The following is a 15970-nucleotide window of genomic DNA, read 5'->3' on the forward strand; positions in this document are numbered from 1 at the left end:
CCCAGGTTCCCCAGCCATATTAAACTGGCCAGATTGTTGCAAAGCAGGAGTGGTTTGGCTGTCTTCGCCTTTGACGGTTCTGCGACGGTTTCCATGAAAAGCGGCAGCTTCTGATCGAGATGCTTTTGGAAAAAGGATTCCCCCCCGATCCCATCCGGCATGCGAATCAGCGTAACCGGCCGGTTCCGCAGGTGCGGCAGCATATAGGGAGATACGCTCATCAGATAGTGAATGAGATCCCGCTTCGTTAGCGCCTTGTATTTTTTGTGCGCTGGCCACATCACTTTATCCAGTTGGGTCAGCACGATCTGATGGCCTCCAACCTTCAAGATGCACTTCGCATCACTCTCGCCAAGCTGCTTCAACAGCTGCGCAATTTCATCGGCGTCCACTTCACTTCTGCCCGGGGGCGATACCGGCTTTGCAGAAGGCAAAGAGACCATACGAGGATCGACATCCTCACGCAGTTTTACAAAGACCGGGTGCCGCAACTTGTTCTCTTTGGTTAGCTCAAAGTAACTTACTTCTGCAACCAGTTCAGGTTTGACCCATAAGGCCGCGCGAACCGCCTTGTCAGGCAAAAGTGAATTTTTAGTTGTTAGCGGCTGCAATCTGCCAAGCAGCATTGAGATGGTTCGCGTGTCGAATCCGGTACCGACACGCCCGACGTATTGCAGCGTACCTTTGTCCCAATAACCCAGCAGCAACGCGCCCAAACTCCCTCGGTTCCCCTTCGTATAACCCACAATAACAAATTCGGCTGTGCGGATCGGCTTTACTTTAAGCCAGTTCGGCGAACGCGCACCGACGCTATAGACGCTGGATTTCTTCTTCGCCATGACCCCTTCAAGCCCCGTCTCGATGGCAGCCTGATAAAGCGCGAGACCATCCTGCTCAGCATGGACGATTTTTACGTGATCGGATTGTGTCACGCATTGTTTCAGAAAACGACGACGATCTAGGTAAGCGGCATGGCGCGTGTTCACACCGACCGCATGGAGAATATCAAAACAGTAAAAGACGCAGCTATGCGCCTTGTCATCTACCAATACGAATTTGGTGATCTCCTGTAGAGCTGAAAAAGATGGACGGCCATTCTCGAATGCAATTATCTCCCCATCCAGCACGGCCGGCTGAACAGGCTGCCTGGCAAGCTCTTTCACTATATTCGGGAAGTATTTTGTATAATCGATTCCTCCACGAGAAAGAAGCTTTACGTTCCCGTTGTTCAGATAGGCAGTCATACGGTAACCGTCTAGCTTTGGCTCAAATAGCCACTCAGGGTGTGAGAACGCTTGCTCAGCCGTCTGCGCCGTCATCACTGCGATCTTTGTCGGCGTAGGCTCCTGGGGTTCAGAAGGCACCATCTGTGTCAACAGTAGCCGCGGGACTGACGCCGTGACAGCCGTCACCGTTTCCCCTGAAAGCGGGGACCGTTCTAACTCGATGTCGACCGGTCCTATGCCGTCAGAGTGTTTAATCAGAAGCCAGCCTTTCGCTGTGCGTATCAATGCAAACGAGCCTTTGAGCTTTGTACCGGCGAAGGTAAAGCTGAGTTTGCCTTCCTCAAGCGCATCTCGAACGCGCGCCTGCCCGGTCGCGCGGTCATGAAAGGAATAGGAACCGCCCGTATCCGGCGAATACACGCCGCAATCCCAAACAATGACCTTTCCGGCGCCGTACTGTTTAGGCGGTATGACGCCCTCGAAACTCGCATAATCGATCGGATGATCTTCGGTTTGCACGGCGAGGTGTTTTTCACCTGGCTTGATAAGAAGGCCATGCGGAACAGCCCAGGACTTCAAAACGCCGTCTAGTTCAAGCCGTAAATCGTAGTGAAGGTTGCGTGCAGCATGTTCGTGAATAACATAAAAGAGGGGTCCTGCGCGATCTTTGAGACTAGCTGCGGGCTCAGGGGTCGCAGTGAAGTCGCGCTTTTTGGCGTAAGTATCAAGGTTAGAGCTGTGGCTGCGTCCAATCATGATCATGAGGGTAGGCCTGGATTTCTTAAAATTTCGCGGTTAACTCTTTGAATTTTAAAAGAATTTTGTAGTCGATTGGAGCTATCGAGCTTGGAGTCGCCGCACCGCTTGAGATGCTCCATGCAGTATGCACGAACTCAGGCTTATCCGTGAAATCAAAGGGTTCGCCTCCTGCAACCTGTCCGATTTCCCATCCGGGCGGAACAATAGCCTGGGAAAAAACAGGATTGAGTTCAGGTTGAAAAAACGACTCACCAAGTTCGGTCGTTTCGAACTGCCCGTCGCCAATGTGCCGAACCAAGCCATTCGCAGCTAATCGATACATCATGCTCTTAGAAACATCTAATCCTTCTCCGCGCGCATGTCTCGCCAAACCGTCGAAAAGCCTCCAATTCACTGTCTGTTAATGAACCGGTTGACATAACTTTCGGGATCAAATCTACGGTTTTACTCACAGAGTGATTTTCCATATTTTCCTATTTTCCCCCTCCTGAATTTGTGGTTTGATTGTCTCAGGCATCCGACAAAGTTCAATTGTTAGTAGCTAGATAAGGCGCTCCTGCTCCGCCCATGACCAATCAACAGAGCAACTCCGTTTGTCGCCTTATCAATGGCAATTCCGAGGAATTCGGGCGCTAATTCAGGCGGCTATGTCCTGACGCGACGGCGCCCTCGTAAGTCCGGCCACCGTCAGTTCGTAAAAGCGCGCAATATTGTCCTCGACGGACATGGACGGGTTGTTCAGGCTGGCGAACGGCTGTCCTTTACGGACGCGCAAAAATTGGTCTATCGCCTGCATCACAACCAGTTCGTCTTGTCCCTGCAGCTGGTGCTCGAGCGGAAGCGCGCCCCGCCCGCTGTCGATCAAGATCGCGCCGTCAAGATTTCGAACGCTCCGCCTCATCATGACTGCCTCATGCATGCGCAAGCCTAATACCTGGGCGGCGAGCAGCTGCATCGCCACATATCCCTCATCCTCTCGGTACAGAGCTTCGAAGCGATCGCGAAATGCCGGATCGCGCCGGTCCATAATTGTCATGCATTGCCGTATCAGAATCGTAAGGGCCAATTCGCCAGTGCTGAGATGTCTCACCTCCGATGGTCGTTGCTGCGTCCGCGCGGGACGGATGTCGTCCGTCATCGTTTGTGTATAGTGCGCGGCCAGCCGTTGCGCTAGTTCCTTCTTCAATTCCGTTCCTCCTCTGCGCCCGGTTCGGCTGTCCTGCCGGGACGCTGCACATCGCCGCATTCCGGTTGGCGCGATGGTCGACGCCTGCCACCATACGCCGTCATCACGTCCTCACGGGAATGGCCTAAAGCCTCGGACACTTTCAGGTAAGCGATTTTCGTTGTCAGTTTGTCTTCTGCCTTGCCGCTTCCGCCCCGGATCGTGGTGATCACGCCGAGCTTGGCCAGCTGGTCGTTGGCATATTCGGCGCGCAGGCCATGGCCGGTGACACCGAGCGACTTCTTGGTGATGCCCACCGCGCCCAGGACGTAGCTGTAGCGTTTCAAATTTTGCTCGAGATCCTTGTCCGGATCGCCGATATGGCCTTTGGCGTCGGCAAGTCTGCTTGCGACAAAGTTTTTTAGTGTCGCGAGCACGTTGCGCTGGAAATCATCCTCGACCGGCACCATACGCGGCCGTCCGCCCTTCGTTCCTTCGAACAGTTCGATATACAGCTCTCGATCAGCGATCAGCGGCTTGAACATCACGGCTTCCTTGCGCCGCGCGCCGAAGGCCTTGATCAGGAGCAGCTGCATGGCGACGTATTGGTCCATCGCTCGCACCTTCTCCCAGACTTCCCAAAAATCGACATCGTTGGCGACGAAGCTCTTATCGTGCTTGGCCGCATAGGTCCGCTTGACCTCTGGCGCGTAGACCTGGAGGCTTTTGACCATCCCGGGCTTTTTCATCCAAAGGCAGAGCAGACGGAGGTGACTGAGGAAATTGTCGATCGTCGCCGGCGCGTAGCCTTCTTCGACCCAATATTTCACCAGGGATTCGATGTGCTTGATCTTAAGGTTGTTCGGATCCTCGATCTTGAAGTTGAGCTTATCCCGAAGCGTGCGGAACATCTGGAACAGCTTTTCACAGCGTTCTTCCCGCGTCCGGTTGGAGGCGACACTGGTCCCGTTCGCCTTCATGTGATTGTGTTGATCGATCAGCGCCTTGAGTTTGTGCTGCCAGCCGCCGCCTTGCGGCTTTTCGGTAACCTTGGCGCGATGGGAAAAATGATGGTTCATGTCCGATTCTCCTATTCCGCAGTCACAAAGGCGTATTGCGTACGCAGGCGCTGGACGTGTATGTCGACCAGGGCGCCATAACGCGTGAGATTCTGCGGCGCGGTCAAAAGAGGATTGGCCAGTGTCGCGTTGCTATCGCCCGAATGAGTACGTACAAATTGAACGAGCAGCTGCATGGTCTGTTTCTGCAACCGGGTGTTGAGCAGTATCTTGTGCTGACTTTTTGCCCCGGCGCCGAGAACGATATGTCCATTTTGGCAACTTACGACAGGCTTGAGTGCGATCGCGTCCGCTACATGAAGTCCATACACCCTTGCCGCGAGCATTTGTATGGCTACGTGACGATCGGTGTCGAGGAGGTTTTCCCAAACGACGGAAAACAGCGGCTGCATACGGGATAACGTGCGTTTCATACGGCGAAGTTGCCATGCGAATCGGACGCCGGACCAAACCTGCGCAAAGCCGGCTTGCCGTGACGCTTCTCCATTGAGAGGAGATGTTGGTGTGTATTGGGTGATAGGCAGGTTCATGTGCTTTCTCCGCTTTCTATGTGATTTGTGCTTCCGTTGGCTCGTCAGTTAGGTATGGTCAGGAAAGGTCCCATCAAGGGAAGGAGTGTTGGCATGCACGGGAATTCGACCGTTGGATGCCATGGCTGGCGCATGCCTTCGGCTGTCGTCATGGACTCGGGTGTATTGCTCGCCACTGATACGGCCGGTTTGGACGCAGTGGCGCGAATCCCCCGCATTGCTCTCCTATGTCTAATGCGGACGGCATAGCGCACGGCGTCTGTCGTTTCACCCTGGCTGTCGCGATTGGACGCGGGCCAATCAGTCTCTTCTATTGCGTTGCTGTGCTTCGTGTATGTCATTTTGTGCATCGGCAGCTCCTTCCAGTGCTGTCTTTTCCCGAGCGCACGCATGGGGAAAATACTTCAATTCCGGTACGGTGGTTCTCCTAACGGCTGGAGGTTCGGCGCTTTTATACGTCTTGCGCGGACGAGCGTCGTGTCTTAAAAAATGATCGAACCATAGCGATTGAGCGTTTCCGCCAATCTGTTATGCCCATCTCCTGGTGCATTTTCTGCGGGAGATTGGGAGCAAGTCGCGTGTGTGACGACTTGCTGTCTTGTCCAGTTTTATCGCTGCACTGGAAAAACGTCCCCGATATACGCTTACCGCGCTTGGGGGAATATGGGACGACAGACATTCACATTTCCTTAATCCCTCCCTGCCACCAGAAGGGTAGAACTCACCATTGAAGTCGACCTCCGGCGTACAGATAGCTGCGTACCGTGAGCATCAACCGCTGACGGCAGTTCGTATGTCCGAACCGCCCGCAAGTAGGCTTGAATGTCGTTACAGGAATTTGGAAAAAAATCTCATTGTCGTTTCATTGTCCGAAAAGGACTGGAGAACCGCATGAACACTAGCTTTGAGACACACTCTGTTTCCAATGGAATTCTGATCCATTGAATTTAAAAAAAGGCGCGAGGCCTTGAAGAAGATTTTTGTACCGGTGTCTTGAACCGGTGAGGAAGATGCTAGATGCCCAGCTGCATAACTGGCCGTGCGACCAGATAGTGAGGCCAGAATAGGTGAGCTCAAAATGCTTGTCAAGGGGATTTTGGAGGTGAAGATCGGACCTTGTAACTTGAAAGGAGTAAATGCGAAATAGTGAAAAAATTTTTCACTTTTTTTCACTTTTTGTCAATTCAAGCAGTGTTAGGTCTTCCACTGAACACTGCGTGATAAAACGTGCCATTTTTTTATAAATTATTTCAATTTATTGCACGACTTTGACGGCGCGTGGAATTTATCCGAAGCCTCGTGCAAAGAATTTCGATTTTTTGTCAAAATTTCTCAAACGACTTGGGAATCCGAGAGTTTTAGCGGTTATTCGCGGTTAGTTTTTATCGATTGGCGAAGTAAAGTAATCACAGTAATTTTCTTTAATCAGGGAGATATTTATGACCACAACACGTGCGATCGACGTTGGCCACGGCAACACTAAATTCACCACCGCAGACGGGGAATTTGAATTCGGGTGCAAGGTGTTCCCTTCTATCGCTCCGCAACCTCGTAACTCACTTGGGATGACGGGAGGCGTACTGTCCGCTGGCGAGTTCATCGAGGTCGAGATTGACGGTGCCTCCTACGTCGTCGGGAGGGATTCCGAAACGGCCGAGTCCAGCTCTACCATGCGTTTGATGGATGCCGAGTACTCTCTTTCCAACATTTATATGGCCCTGGTGCGCGGCGCACTGTATTACATGAAGACTCCAAAGATAGATATGTTGGTCCTTGGACTCCCTCTGACCACATTTGAATCACACCGGGAAAAGTTACGTGAGCGAATGGTCGGTGGCCATACCATTCCCAATCCTCATCTAAAAGCGAACCCTGGTGCACCGGCCAAGATGAGCGTTCAGGTAGCGAATGTCCGAATTTTGCCACAGCCAGTTGGAGCATTCTTTAATTACAGCGTACCGCGACGGCTGTACAACCAGATGAGCGCCCAGAAGAATTTGATTCTTGATGTTGGCCACGGCACATTTGATTGGTTTTTGGCCAAAGGCAATTCACCGATCCCCGGACGCAGCGATGGTTATAACGGCGGCGTCTCCAAGATTGTGACCAGTGTGGCGGATGCCATGGGACAGGGGAAGAAAAATAATATGGGGGTTCTGGAGCGGATCGATCTAGCACTCCGAACCGGACAGAAAGTGCATATTAGTGGCGAGGAAATCGACATCAACGGTAGGTACGGTAAGGTTGCCGAGAATGCGATTCGAGAATCGTTGGCAGCGATGCTGAAGAGCGTAGGCAATATGGACGACGTCGACAACATCATTCTGACGGGAGGCGGCGCTACTCTCTTCAAGAAAGAGACTGAGAAGGCGATACCGAATCGCAAAATCATTCTTGATGACGATCCTATTTTCAGCAATGTTCGCGGCTTTCAGATGGTCGGAGAACAATGGGCAGCAAACCTCGCGAGCTGACCATGAATAGGATCATCTCAAGAGTCGTCATCAGTCCTGGGGATATGGCTTATGACCAGCTCGCTAAACTTAATGGTGACAAAACAGCGATTCGTCACCGATTGATTGCTTTGATTCACATGGGAGTCATTGCCGAAGGATCACTTACGACTCGAGCTGTATCAACTGCTGCGCCTCCCATCGACCTAAGCGATTCGCGCCAGACACACCCTACCGAATCAGCACAGTCCGCGGACACGCGTTCTACCGAGAAGAATAAGTCTCGACCTTATTCGGTACCAACATTTAACCTAGACGGCCTTACAGGCTGACGTGTCGCCCTCGAAGTTACCTTTGCATGACGACTTCGAGGGCTTGACTGATCAAAACTGCGTGTTATTTCTATCTCACGGTTCTTATAAAGGAGATGGAAATGAACACACTGGCAAATTGGACTCTTGAACAAAGCAATGTTGCATGGGTCGAAAATGACCCCCGCAGCGTTCATGCGATGTTGCACGGAAAAGGCGACGGCCGCGAGAAGATGTACCTCGCCTTCGCAAGTAAGGCACGTAGGTACGACCCGAACATCTCTGAAGAAAACATCTCAGAAAACTTTGCAGACTATGTGCAACAAAATAAGGCAAAACATCCGGGTGTTTTGCAATCCATGCGGCAAATTTATCAACCAAGTCGCATCTGCCAAAAGCTGCGGCGCCTCTGGTTCTCGCGGTCATCACATCAGTCGGAGTGCTGACATGGCTTGCGCCAAATTTTTAGGATCTCGGACCGCCGGCGCGCTTTCCGCGCTGGCCCTCTGCCTGATCATGGCACAGCGTTCAGCATTCGCGGTACAAGACTGCTTTGACGCCGCCGCAAGCTACCATCAGGTTAGTCCCGACATTCTACGGTCGATTGCAATTCAAGAAAACTGGCGCTGCGATGGCACAGTACGCAGAAATTCAAACGGATCGATCGATGTGGGCTGCATGCAGATCAATTCCATTCACTTTTCTGAACTATCGCGTTTCGGAATTGCGCCTTCCGACCTTCTTGACCAGTGTAAGAATATCTATATCGGCGCTTGGCATTACAAAAAAATGATGCGTCGTTACGGGAACACTTGGATGGCGGTTGGTGCCTATCATAGTGAAACGATCGCCGAACGCGATTCCTATGCGCTAAAAGTTTACAAAATTTGGCTACGCTATTTTTCCAAACGCGAGCGTTAGACTCTGGTCTGACTGCTTGTTCACAACCAGGATCGGCCCGTTCCCCGCGTTAAATAGGCGGTTTGCTTAACGGAGCTGGCTGGACTCGGAATTATTAATCCCATTTTTCATCCTTATAGAAAGCGCAACACATGGCAATCGACAAAACTACAGGTCAAAATCAGATTCTCGATAATATGATGAAACAGCTAAATTTGAAAAACGCCGCGGCATTGTCTCGTGCTCTTGAAGTGGCTCCTCCCTTAATTAGTAAGCTCAGGCACGGCGCCCTTAAAATGGGCGCATCGATGTTGATTCGGATTCACGAAGAAACGGATGTAAGCATCGCGGAACTGAAGATTACATTGGGGTGCGATCAGCGAGAGGTAATTTCGTGAGCGTTGAAAACAGTCGTCCTGTGATTGACTGCCCCCACGCACACAAAGACGGCTACCCCTTCGGAGAGACGGTCCCAAAACGGATTCGCATGATCAAGACCGTGACGGCGGATCCCATGCCGGTGATCGGGTTCGCCACGATGGGTGACAATATTCCTGTGGCCTTTCGCGGAATGGAACTGGACGCCTGGACAAACAGCTATGGCGCGGTCGCAGCTGTATTCTCGGACGGACGAAAACTGGGCGTGAAGCCAGATGAATTTGAGGTCATCGAGTGGTCAGATCCAGCACGGATCAGTATCGCTATGCGTAAAATCACAAGCCATATAAAAAGCGATACGCATTTGTGTGGCTCCTTATGCCGTATAAATACACTGAATATTGGTTACGGTGACTTGGTGGCCGGTATTGTCCGTTACCGTGACGGACAACACAGCTGTGCCGGTGTAGCCGGCTTTGACCACTAGATGGTTAACGGTGGGGCCTGCCGTTGTCCCATTGGCAAGTCCAAAATTGGCACCGGCTGTAATTGTCCAGCTGTAGGTATATCCACCAGTGCCGCCGCTGGCAATGACGGTAGGGTAGGTATAGCAGTAGTACTGGACACCCGTCGTATTGCCGGTGCAGCCAAAGTTATCGCCATTGGCACTCGCGGTCAGCGGTTGAGTGCAGGCGCCCAAGGGTTTCCACGTGCCACCGCCGGTGGACGACGTGTTGAGTGGGTGCCAGGTTCCGTTGTGTGCGCCTTGTCCGGACCCGCCATCGGTACACAGCGGCTTCCAGGTCAGCGCATGCGCGGCCAGCGAGAATCCCAGCAATAGGCAGCCCACCAGCAACGCTCGCAACAAATGGCTGGCGGTTTCCAGGGAGCGTACTTGGCAGGGCCCGGTAGACGCTGTCAGCAGTGGTAAGTTGTTCACTGCAGCCTCCTAGTTGCACACATACAGATTGCCGGACCCATCCCGGCCAATCGAGCCAGCCGCGGCACAGCCCCAGCCATTGCCGGCGATATTTCCCGGTTGGACGTAATTGCTGGCCGTGACGGCGCCACCATTGAAGTTGCGCGAACCATCGATTGCCACGTTACCGGCAATCTGCAAGCCGGCTCCGGCATATAACCAGGCGTCAGTCAGGAACCCTTTGCCGTTGTAGGCGCGCACCCAAGTGGTATCGACCATCCAGACACCGCCGCCGTAGGTAGAGCTGTACCAGCCGGCCTGCCCGTTGGAGCGATACCAGCCATTGTTGTTAATTTCAGCGATAGTGGCGTTGCCTATCAGCGTAGTGGCAGTATCGGCGAGTCGTGCACTGTCGACGCGCACGCCATACGTGTTCGTGCCGTTCCAGCCCATCAGAGTTGGATAGCTGCCAGTCCAGGCAACCTGCGCATCCTTGTTGCTGATGGCCTGGCCTTCTGGTGCCGTGCTGGCCGATGCATCGAACAGGACGTGATTACTGCCATAGTTCTTCCAGCGCATCATCTTGGCGACGCCAATGTCGGTGTTCTGGTCAGTCCGAACGCTGGCAATCATCGCGCCGTTGACGTTGGCGGAAATATTCGCAGCGGTCAAGACATTGGAGCCGCCGATGGTCATCGCGCTGGCTGACAGGATAGCTCCGCCTGTGCCAGTGCAGTCGCCGCTGCTGTTGCCCACGCAGATGGTGCCATACGAGTAAATGGACTGCCCCGCGGCAATGCGGCCAGCGCCAATGTCGTAGGCAGTCTGGTTGGCGAGGCCTATGGTGCCCGATGTATTCACCAGGATGTGTGCCGCAGTCAGGGTGCCCGCCATTCCGGTGTCACCAGTACGAACGTTGAACCAGTGCGAATAACTACCGTTAGCCACCGGCTGGCCGGTGATGTTCGGTCCGAAACCGATGCCGTACCATGATTTCAGGGCAAAATTGTTGGTCGTTGAGCTTGCGCCATCGCCATTGCCAGGCCCGATGGTGGCAGCGGTGCCCGGCGCCGTGAAGCCCAGTGCAGCCGACATGGTGTCGCCGGCGCGATTGACCGGAACATATCCAAGGGCGGTGGTGACATCTCCAGAATTCATCACCACATTACCTGTGCGCCCGAACACGGATTGCACGGGAGCCTGCGCTGCCGTGATGTACCCTGGGCCATTGGTGAGCTGATTTAAATTTGTCAGCGTGGCTTGCGTCCAGGCCTGACTGCCGTTGACATATAAATTTGCGCCCGGCATCTGATATTGAGTTCCGTCAAAGTAGACGTAGCGAGTGTTCGCGCCATTGAGGAAGATGACGCCGGTGCCGTCGCCGCGCGAAGCAGTAATGTCTTTGGCATACAAGTTCGCGCCGACATTGACGTTCCCGCCCAGTGGATTGAGATTTAATGCCGCTGCGACCCCGTTGTTACGTGCTTGAATCCCGCCGTAGTCATACGCGACATTCAGACCGGGTTCGCTGCCAACTCGGAAAAAATATGCACCGTTGGCCAGGCCTATGGCATTCCCCCCCATCGCTGCGACCTGACTGTTTGACACATAGCCAGCGCCAGATGCTACCCATGGCAGTCCCGAGCCTACCGACACCCATGTGGTCGTACCTGCATTCCAGCGATAAAGCGCGTTCGTTGCCTTCGTGAGACGCACCTGACCATCTTTCAGACTCCCGGCGTTCAAAGCGTTCAAAGCGGTTACGTCGGCCACCGGATCGCCAAAAAACAGCGTGCCGCTGGTCCCCATCTGCAGCTGCGTTGAGCTATAGGCGATCAGGAAATCGTCACCTTTTGCCCCGGTGCCGGCAGCAATGTCTGCGCAGCTGGTCTGGAACGCATTGTCGATGCCCGCCGATATGACCGCGAACACTGGCGCGGAATACCCGTTCACAACGCCTGTGATACGGCCAACGCTGCTATTGGTCGAACCGTTATCCCAAGAGCAGTACCCCAACTTGACGCCGTAGGAGTCGTCCTTCGGTGCAGCACTGGACAACGGGATGATCCCGCCACCGACTGGGCCAGTTCCGGCGAGAATTACGGGTGCTTCGATATAGCCATCGCCGTCAATATCGCTCGATTCAGTGGCCAATGACATGACGGCTTGCTGAACCGCGATGCGTTGCGTGGCTGCGCGTGTCATGTCCGCTAAGCCAAGAACCTCATCTGCGGTCGTCGCAAACACGGGAACGACCGGAGTCGCGCCGATGGTCAGTGCCACAACAGATGCAATCAGGCGATGTGAGAATCGAATGTTCATCAGAATATGCTCCGAGATACCCCGTCCAGGGCGGGGAGGACAGGAGCCGACCGCGAAGCGTTCGTAGCCCTTGTCTTTGGTTTGAAATTGGGTGGTCTGCCAGACATAGCCATAACCGTCGGCGCGCTGAACGATGCGACAATGCTTGTGCGAGATGCCCTGCACGGTCGCGGCGCCCGCAATGCCGGTCTGGATGTTGAAGTTGCCCGTCATGCGAATTGCCACACGACCCTTGTAGACGCCTGTTTTTTTACCTTTTGTCACGTCCGCCACCACCATGTCACCGGTGCGAAAACCAAAAGACGTTTTCTTGTTTGTCAAGTAGGCGCGCGGAAAGCCAAACTTGTCGAGTCGCGTCTTGCAGCGTGAACCGCGCCCTGTGCAGTTGACGCACAAGGTCGGAGTGTTCGCGCCGCGCACGTCGCCGACGACACCGACGCAGGCCGCGTCCAGCGCGTGGGTTTTGATAATGCCGAGCTGCGATCGGTTCCACTTGGTCTGTCCGCCGGTGCCGGTTTGCACCGGAAGGCCGGTCTTTTGCAGTGCGGTGAACAACGCCCAGCGCGTGGCGTTGACGGCCGCAGCGTCGCGCAGCGGCGCTTTGGCTTGCTTCCGGATGCGCGCTAGCCGTATTGGGTCTTTCGCGAGGAATTCGGTGATGTCGCGTGCGCCTTTCTTTGTGTTGCAGGGTTCGCACGCCAGCGTCAGGTTGCTGACGCGATTCGAGCCGCCCTTCGCCTTCGGGTGAATGTGCTCCATCTGCAGCGCAACGCCTTTGGCGTCGCAGTAGGCGCAGGTCCGGTGGAACTTCTCGAGCAGGTACTCACGCACTTCGTAGCCAGCCAGCGTACCTTGCTGATACTCAACGCCGGCGATTTCCGGGTTGAGCATCTTCTGCATGTCGAAGCGCACCAGCTCCTGCACCAGGTGCGTTATGGGGGCCAGACGACAGAGCCGTTCGACCCACGCTATGGTCGTGTCGACCCGGTGCTGCAGCGAGGGTGCGAGCCAGCCTTTCGGTTTGGTGCGGTTGTGAAAGCGCGGTGCGCGGTAGCACAAATTGCCGCGACGCCGGCGACGCATCGCTGCACGAGCATGCAGCGCGTCTTTGATGGCGTGGCCGCGGTGCACCAGTCCCATCAAAAACGTAATGTGCATGACCGGTTCAATGACGTCATCGGCGTCCATCACGTCGGCAGTGCGAGAAATGGCGATGCCGGTGGTCTTGCTGCCCGGGTCGAGCGACAGGCGCAGCGGTTGGAGTGCTGCATCTTCGATGAAACGGTCGACGAGCCGGAGGCAGAACGGGAACAGCCGGTGGACGCGAGCACGGCCGGACGCGAGCAGCTTGCGCGCCCGCTTCGGTGTGCACGGCATCAACGGCCGGCCTTTCTTGTCCAGTACAAATACTGCCACGTCGATTCCCTTGTTTCTTTTTCTTGCGTACCGCAGATACCCTGCGGCAGGTTGCGCTTACGCGCCTTGTGTCGGAGGCCGTCGATAACTTGACGGTCTCGCTATCCTTGGGAATGTTGCAAGCCGGCTTCGGCAGCGATGATTTGCTGCCTGTTGCGGTCCGTTTCGTGCGTACCCTATAGCTTGTCTGCTACCGCAACTTCGAGTGATGGGCTTTCGCCCATCTATCCGGGACTGGATAAAGCATCCCGGCGTCGGTCTTGTACCTACTTGCAACGGAGTTCTTGTCGGCTTACGCCGGCAGAACGAACCCGGGTCAACTCGAACTATCGGGGCTTGTGCCTTTCAAGCTCCGTCCTTTAGGACGGGGTGGTTGACGATTAGGCCATCAAAATAATTGTGAGAACCGCACCGGTCCGAGAAGCATTGCTGCCGATACGAGTAACCAGCGTGTCAAGCACCGCCACCGCGGCTATATCAGCGATTCCAGCTGTTGTCTGAATGCTGATCCTCACGTTGGTGCCGTCATTGGTATAGCTCCAGGCAGAAAAGCCGCCAGGGACCGAGGGCAAAGTCATTCCTCCCACCCCAGTCCAGAGATTATTCGGCGCCGGTTGCCCTGGGCACACGAGGTCAGATACCAATCCTGTGCCAGCGGTCGCTGGAAATCGAGCGTGGAAGCCCGTACCGTTATTCCCGGAAGGGTAGGCGATGCCGCAACCGATGACACGGCTGCGAATCAATTTAGATTGATCCAGCAACGTGTTTCTGGTTTCGAAGTTCCATTGTTGCTGTCCGCCGCTCCGCGACATCTTGGCTGCGACCAGTGCGACCATAGACAGCATTGCGATTACCATCAACACATATCCGATGAACCCGCCTTGTCGATATTTCTTCACATTGACCATCCAATCTTGTGCGGAGCGCAGAATGCATAAAAGCCACTACGCAGAAAAGATTCCGCGCAATGGCTTCGGCATCCAGGAAATTAAATTTCTTGCATTGCCTTGTAGTAGACGTAGGCGCCGTCCGAAGTGCCTACGCAGCCTTCGCTACGACCCGACTTGCCGCCAGTGCCATCAGCAATCGCTGCCGGTGCGGTCGTCCATTGCGCAGTCGAGCCTGTGGTCGCGGCAGGCGTCGCCGTTGCGGCGTCGTTATACAAAGTCTTGTTGATTTGCTGGCAGACCGCCAAAGTCAGGTTGCCCACGGTAAGGACGTTGTCAGCAGCGGTTGTACCGACACCGAGCAGAGTCACCAGCTTGCTGTATGTAAATGCGGCCGTACCGGTCGTGACCGCCGCAGCAGGCGGCACTTGCAGGATGGCATAGCCAGCAGCTGGGTCGAACAGCCCGGTGGCGGCCGTCGTATCAAAAGTAATTTGAGAGCCAGTCACGGTGCCACTGACAAGCAGACGATCATACCCGGCCTTGAAGTCCGCAGCCTGCTTCAAAATTACCGATGCGTTGGTTTTCGCGCCCTGATCACCCACGCCGGAAGCGCTGCTGCGGCTCATGTACGCGATAGCGCCCATCACAATCGCAATCAACGCAATCGCCAAAAAGATCACGCCGACGAAACCTCCCTGCTTATTTTTAGTCATTTTGAAACGCTGCATCTTGAACCCCTTTTAAAAAATTATCGAATTATCAATTTATTTGCTAATCACACATGCCGAGAATATCGCTGCCTGATTCACCCCTTTAGTTCAATCCTCGCTAATTTTCGTAACGATTGAACTTCGGCATCGATTTTTTGCATTACAAGGTAGTTACGAATCTCTTCCTTGACAGTTTCCAAACCAGGTTTGGGCATTTCTTTGATTTCTTCCACCATCGCGACCAACACGCCTTCCCGAATCACCACTGGTTGCAAGAGATCCCCGGCCTTCATCTTCTTCAGCACCTGCCCCAAGTTGTAAGGAACCTGCGCCACCGCAAGGAAATGCTCACCATCCTTTTTCAGGTACTGCATTTTTGCGACGGCGTCCTTGGTTTCCTTTGCGTCCTTAGGCCCGGATGCTTGTTCGTATAAGGCCTGAGCATCTTTGGCCTCGGTTGTGACGTAACCTTTGATCTTCAGCAGGCGGAATTGGTCTGCATTGACATTTTTGTCGTAGAAGGTCGCGATATCCTTGTCCGTGACCTCGGCTCGTAACGCAACAGTGCGCTTGGTCGTATAGATCTGCGCGAGAATGTCGTTCTTCGCATCGTCGATGGCCTGTTGTGCCTCCGTGGCATACGTCTTCTCGGCGGCCTGCGCCAAAACGGTTTGCGTGATGCGACGATCCAGTGCGACAGATCGATCCAAACCGGTTTGCAGAAGAGGCAACATGTCCGCCTCCGCGATGACTTGACCGTTCACTGTGGCGAGAACATTGCCTTTGCCAGCTGACCGTCCCGCCGAATGGTTCGATCCGTTGACGTAAGAAGGCCCGTAGATTGCGGCGACCGCGCCGGCAACGACCAGAATCAGAACAGAAGCCAGGAGTACTTGTTTTGCAGCTTTCATG

14 protein-coding genes are annotated in these 15970 nt (G+C 54.3%); 5 read left to right on the forward strand and 9 right to left on the reverse strand.

Annotated features, from left to right (window positions below):
* The 5 genes from ligD to ACFOFO_RS19715 all read right to left on the reverse strand — a co-directional run.
* On the reverse strand, positions 1–1988 hold a 1988-nt coding region (gene ligD / locus ACFOFO_RS19695), incomplete at its 3' end, for a non-homologous end-joining DNA ligase (protein ID WP_390332513.1).
* Between the two features lie 19 nt (positions 1989–2007).
* Entirely contained in the window at positions 2008–2310 is a 303-nt protein-coding gene (locus ACFOFO_RS19700; RefSeq protein ID WP_390332515.1) for a hypothetical protein, read from the reverse strand.
* A 312-nt stretch (positions 2311–2622) separates the two neighbouring features.
* Positions 2623–3171, reverse strand: a complete 549-nt coding sequence (locus ACFOFO_RS19705) for a hypothetical protein (RefSeq protein WP_390328484.1) — start codon at positions 3169–3171, stop codon at positions 2623–2625.
* Positions 3168–4229, reverse strand: a complete 1062-nt coding sequence (locus ACFOFO_RS19710) for an integrase domain-containing protein (RefSeq protein WP_390332517.1) — start codon at positions 4227–4229, stop codon at positions 3168–3170. The genes ACFOFO_RS19705 and ACFOFO_RS19710 overlap by 4 nt, the downstream gene beginning before the upstream one ends.
* An 11-nt stretch (positions 4230–4240) precedes the next feature.
* A complete protein-coding gene (locus tag ACFOFO_RS19715) occupies positions 4241–4759 on the reverse strand; it encodes a hypothetical protein (protein ID WP_390328493.1) in 519 nt (172 codons plus the stop codon).
* 1439 nt (positions 4760–6198) lie between these two features.
* Between ACFOFO_RS19715 and ACFOFO_RS19720 the strand changes: the two genes are divergently transcribed.
* The 5 genes from ACFOFO_RS19720 (at position 6199) to ACFOFO_RS19740 (ending at position 9288) form a co-directional block, all read left to right on the forward strand.
* Positions 6199–7233, forward strand: coding sequence for a PRTRC system protein D (locus ACFOFO_RS19720; RefSeq protein ID WP_390332519.1), 1035 nt, complete (start codon positions 6199–6201; stop codon positions 7231–7233).
* 412 nt (positions 7234–7645) lie between these two features.
* The gene (locus tag ACFOFO_RS19725) at positions 7646–7969 is read left to right on the forward strand and encodes a hypothetical protein (protein WP_390328504.1); all 324 of its coding nucleotides are present in this window, start codon (positions 7646–7648) and stop codon (positions 7967–7969) included.
* Between the two features lies 1 nt (position 7970).
* Positions 7971–8444, forward strand: a complete 474-nt coding sequence (locus ACFOFO_RS19730) for a lytic transglycosylase domain-containing protein (RefSeq protein ID WP_390332522.1) — start codon at positions 7971–7973, stop codon at positions 8442–8444.
* Positions 8445–8575: 131 nt separating this feature from the next.
* Complete coding sequence (locus ACFOFO_RS19735; protein ID WP_390328508.1) at positions 8576–8821, forward strand: hypothetical protein; 246 nt, start codon at positions 8576–8578, stop codon at positions 8819–8821.
* A gap of 89 nt (positions 8822–8910) precedes the next feature.
* A complete protein-coding gene (locus ACFOFO_RS19740) occupies positions 8911–9288 on the forward strand; it encodes a hypothetical protein (protein ID WP_390332524.1) in 378 nt (125 codons plus the stop codon).
* Positions 9289–9750: 462 nt separating this feature from the next.
* Here the strand turns inward: ACFOFO_RS19740 and iscB are convergent, their stop codons facing one another.
* The 4 genes from iscB to ACFOFO_RS19760 form a co-directional block, all read right to left on the reverse strand.
* Positions 9751–13458, reverse strand: a complete 3708-nt coding sequence (iscB, locus tag ACFOFO_RS19745; protein WP_390328512.1) for an RNA-guided endonuclease IscB — start codon at positions 13456–13458, stop codon at positions 9751–9753.
* A gap of 380 nt (positions 13459–13838) precedes the next feature.
* Entirely contained in the window at positions 13839–14366 is a 528-nt protein-coding gene (locus tag ACFOFO_RS19750) for a hypothetical protein (protein WP_390328515.1), read from the reverse strand.
* 80 nt (positions 14367–14446) lie between these two features.
* Positions 14447–15076 carry a hypothetical protein gene (locus ACFOFO_RS19755; RefSeq protein ID WP_390328517.1) on the reverse strand — a complete coding sequence of 210 codons (630 nt, stop codon included), beginning with the start codon at positions 15074–15076 and terminating at the stop codon, positions 14447–14449.
* Between the two features lie 77 nt (positions 15077–15153).
* Entirely contained in the window at positions 15154–15969 is an 816-nt protein-coding gene (locus tag ACFOFO_RS19760) for a peptidylprolyl isomerase (protein ID WP_390328520.1), read from the reverse strand.
* Position 15970: the final 1 nt, after the last annotated feature.

It is taken from the genome of Pseudundibacterium arcticum (assembly GCF_042646465.1).
In the GTDB taxonomy this organism is placed as follows: Bacteria; Pseudomonadota; Gammaproteobacteria; order Burkholderiales; family Burkholderiaceae_D; genus Undibacterium_A; species Undibacterium_A arcticum.

What these genes read in the sequence shown, in the direction of transcription:
- ACFOFO_RS19700 (WP_390332515.1), bottom strand. Translation starts at nt 2,310, where the DNA reads ATGATGTATCGATTAGCTGCGAATGGCTTGGTTCGGCACATTGGCGAC.
- ACFOFO_RS19710 (WP_390332517.1), bottom strand. Translation starts at nt 4,229, where the DNA reads ATGAACCATCATTTTTCCCATCGCGCCAAGGTTACCGAAAAGCCGCAA.
- ACFOFO_RS19715 (WP_390328493.1), bottom strand. Translation starts at nt 4,759, where the DNA reads ATGAACCTGCCTATCACCCAATACACACCAACATCTCCTCTCAATGGA.
- ACFOFO_RS19720 (WP_390332519.1), top strand. Translation starts at nt 6,199, where the DNA reads ATGACCACAACACGTGCGATCGACGTTGGCCACGGCAACACTAAATTC.
- ACFOFO_RS19725 (WP_390328504.1), top strand. Translation starts at nt 7,646, where the DNA reads ATGAACACACTGGCAAATTGGACTCTTGAACAAAGCAATGTTGCATGG.
- ACFOFO_RS19730 (WP_390332522.1), top strand. Translation starts at nt 7,971, where the DNA reads ATGGCTTGCGCCAAATTTTTAGGATCTCGGACCGCCGGCGCGCTTTCC.
- ACFOFO_RS19735 (WP_390328508.1), top strand. Translation starts at nt 8,576, where the DNA reads ATGGCAATCGACAAAACTACAGGTCAAAATCAGATTCTCGATAATATG.
- ACFOFO_RS19740 (WP_390332524.1), top strand. Translation starts at nt 8,911, where the DNA reads ATGATCAAGACCGTGACGGCGGATCCCATGCCGGTGATCGGGTTCGCC.
- ACFOFO_RS19750 (WP_390328515.1), bottom strand. Translation starts at nt 14,366, where the DNA reads ATGGTCAATGTGAAGAAATATCGACAAGGCGGGTTCATCGGATATGTG.
- ACFOFO_RS19755 (WP_390328517.1), bottom strand. Translation starts at nt 15,076, where the DNA reads ATGCAGCGTTTCAAAATGACTAAAAATAAGCAGGGAGGTTTCGTCGGC.
- ACFOFO_RS19760 (WP_390328520.1), bottom strand. Translation starts at nt 15,969, where the DNA reads ATGAAAGCTGCAAAACAAGTACTCCTGGCTTCTGTTCTGATTCTGGTC.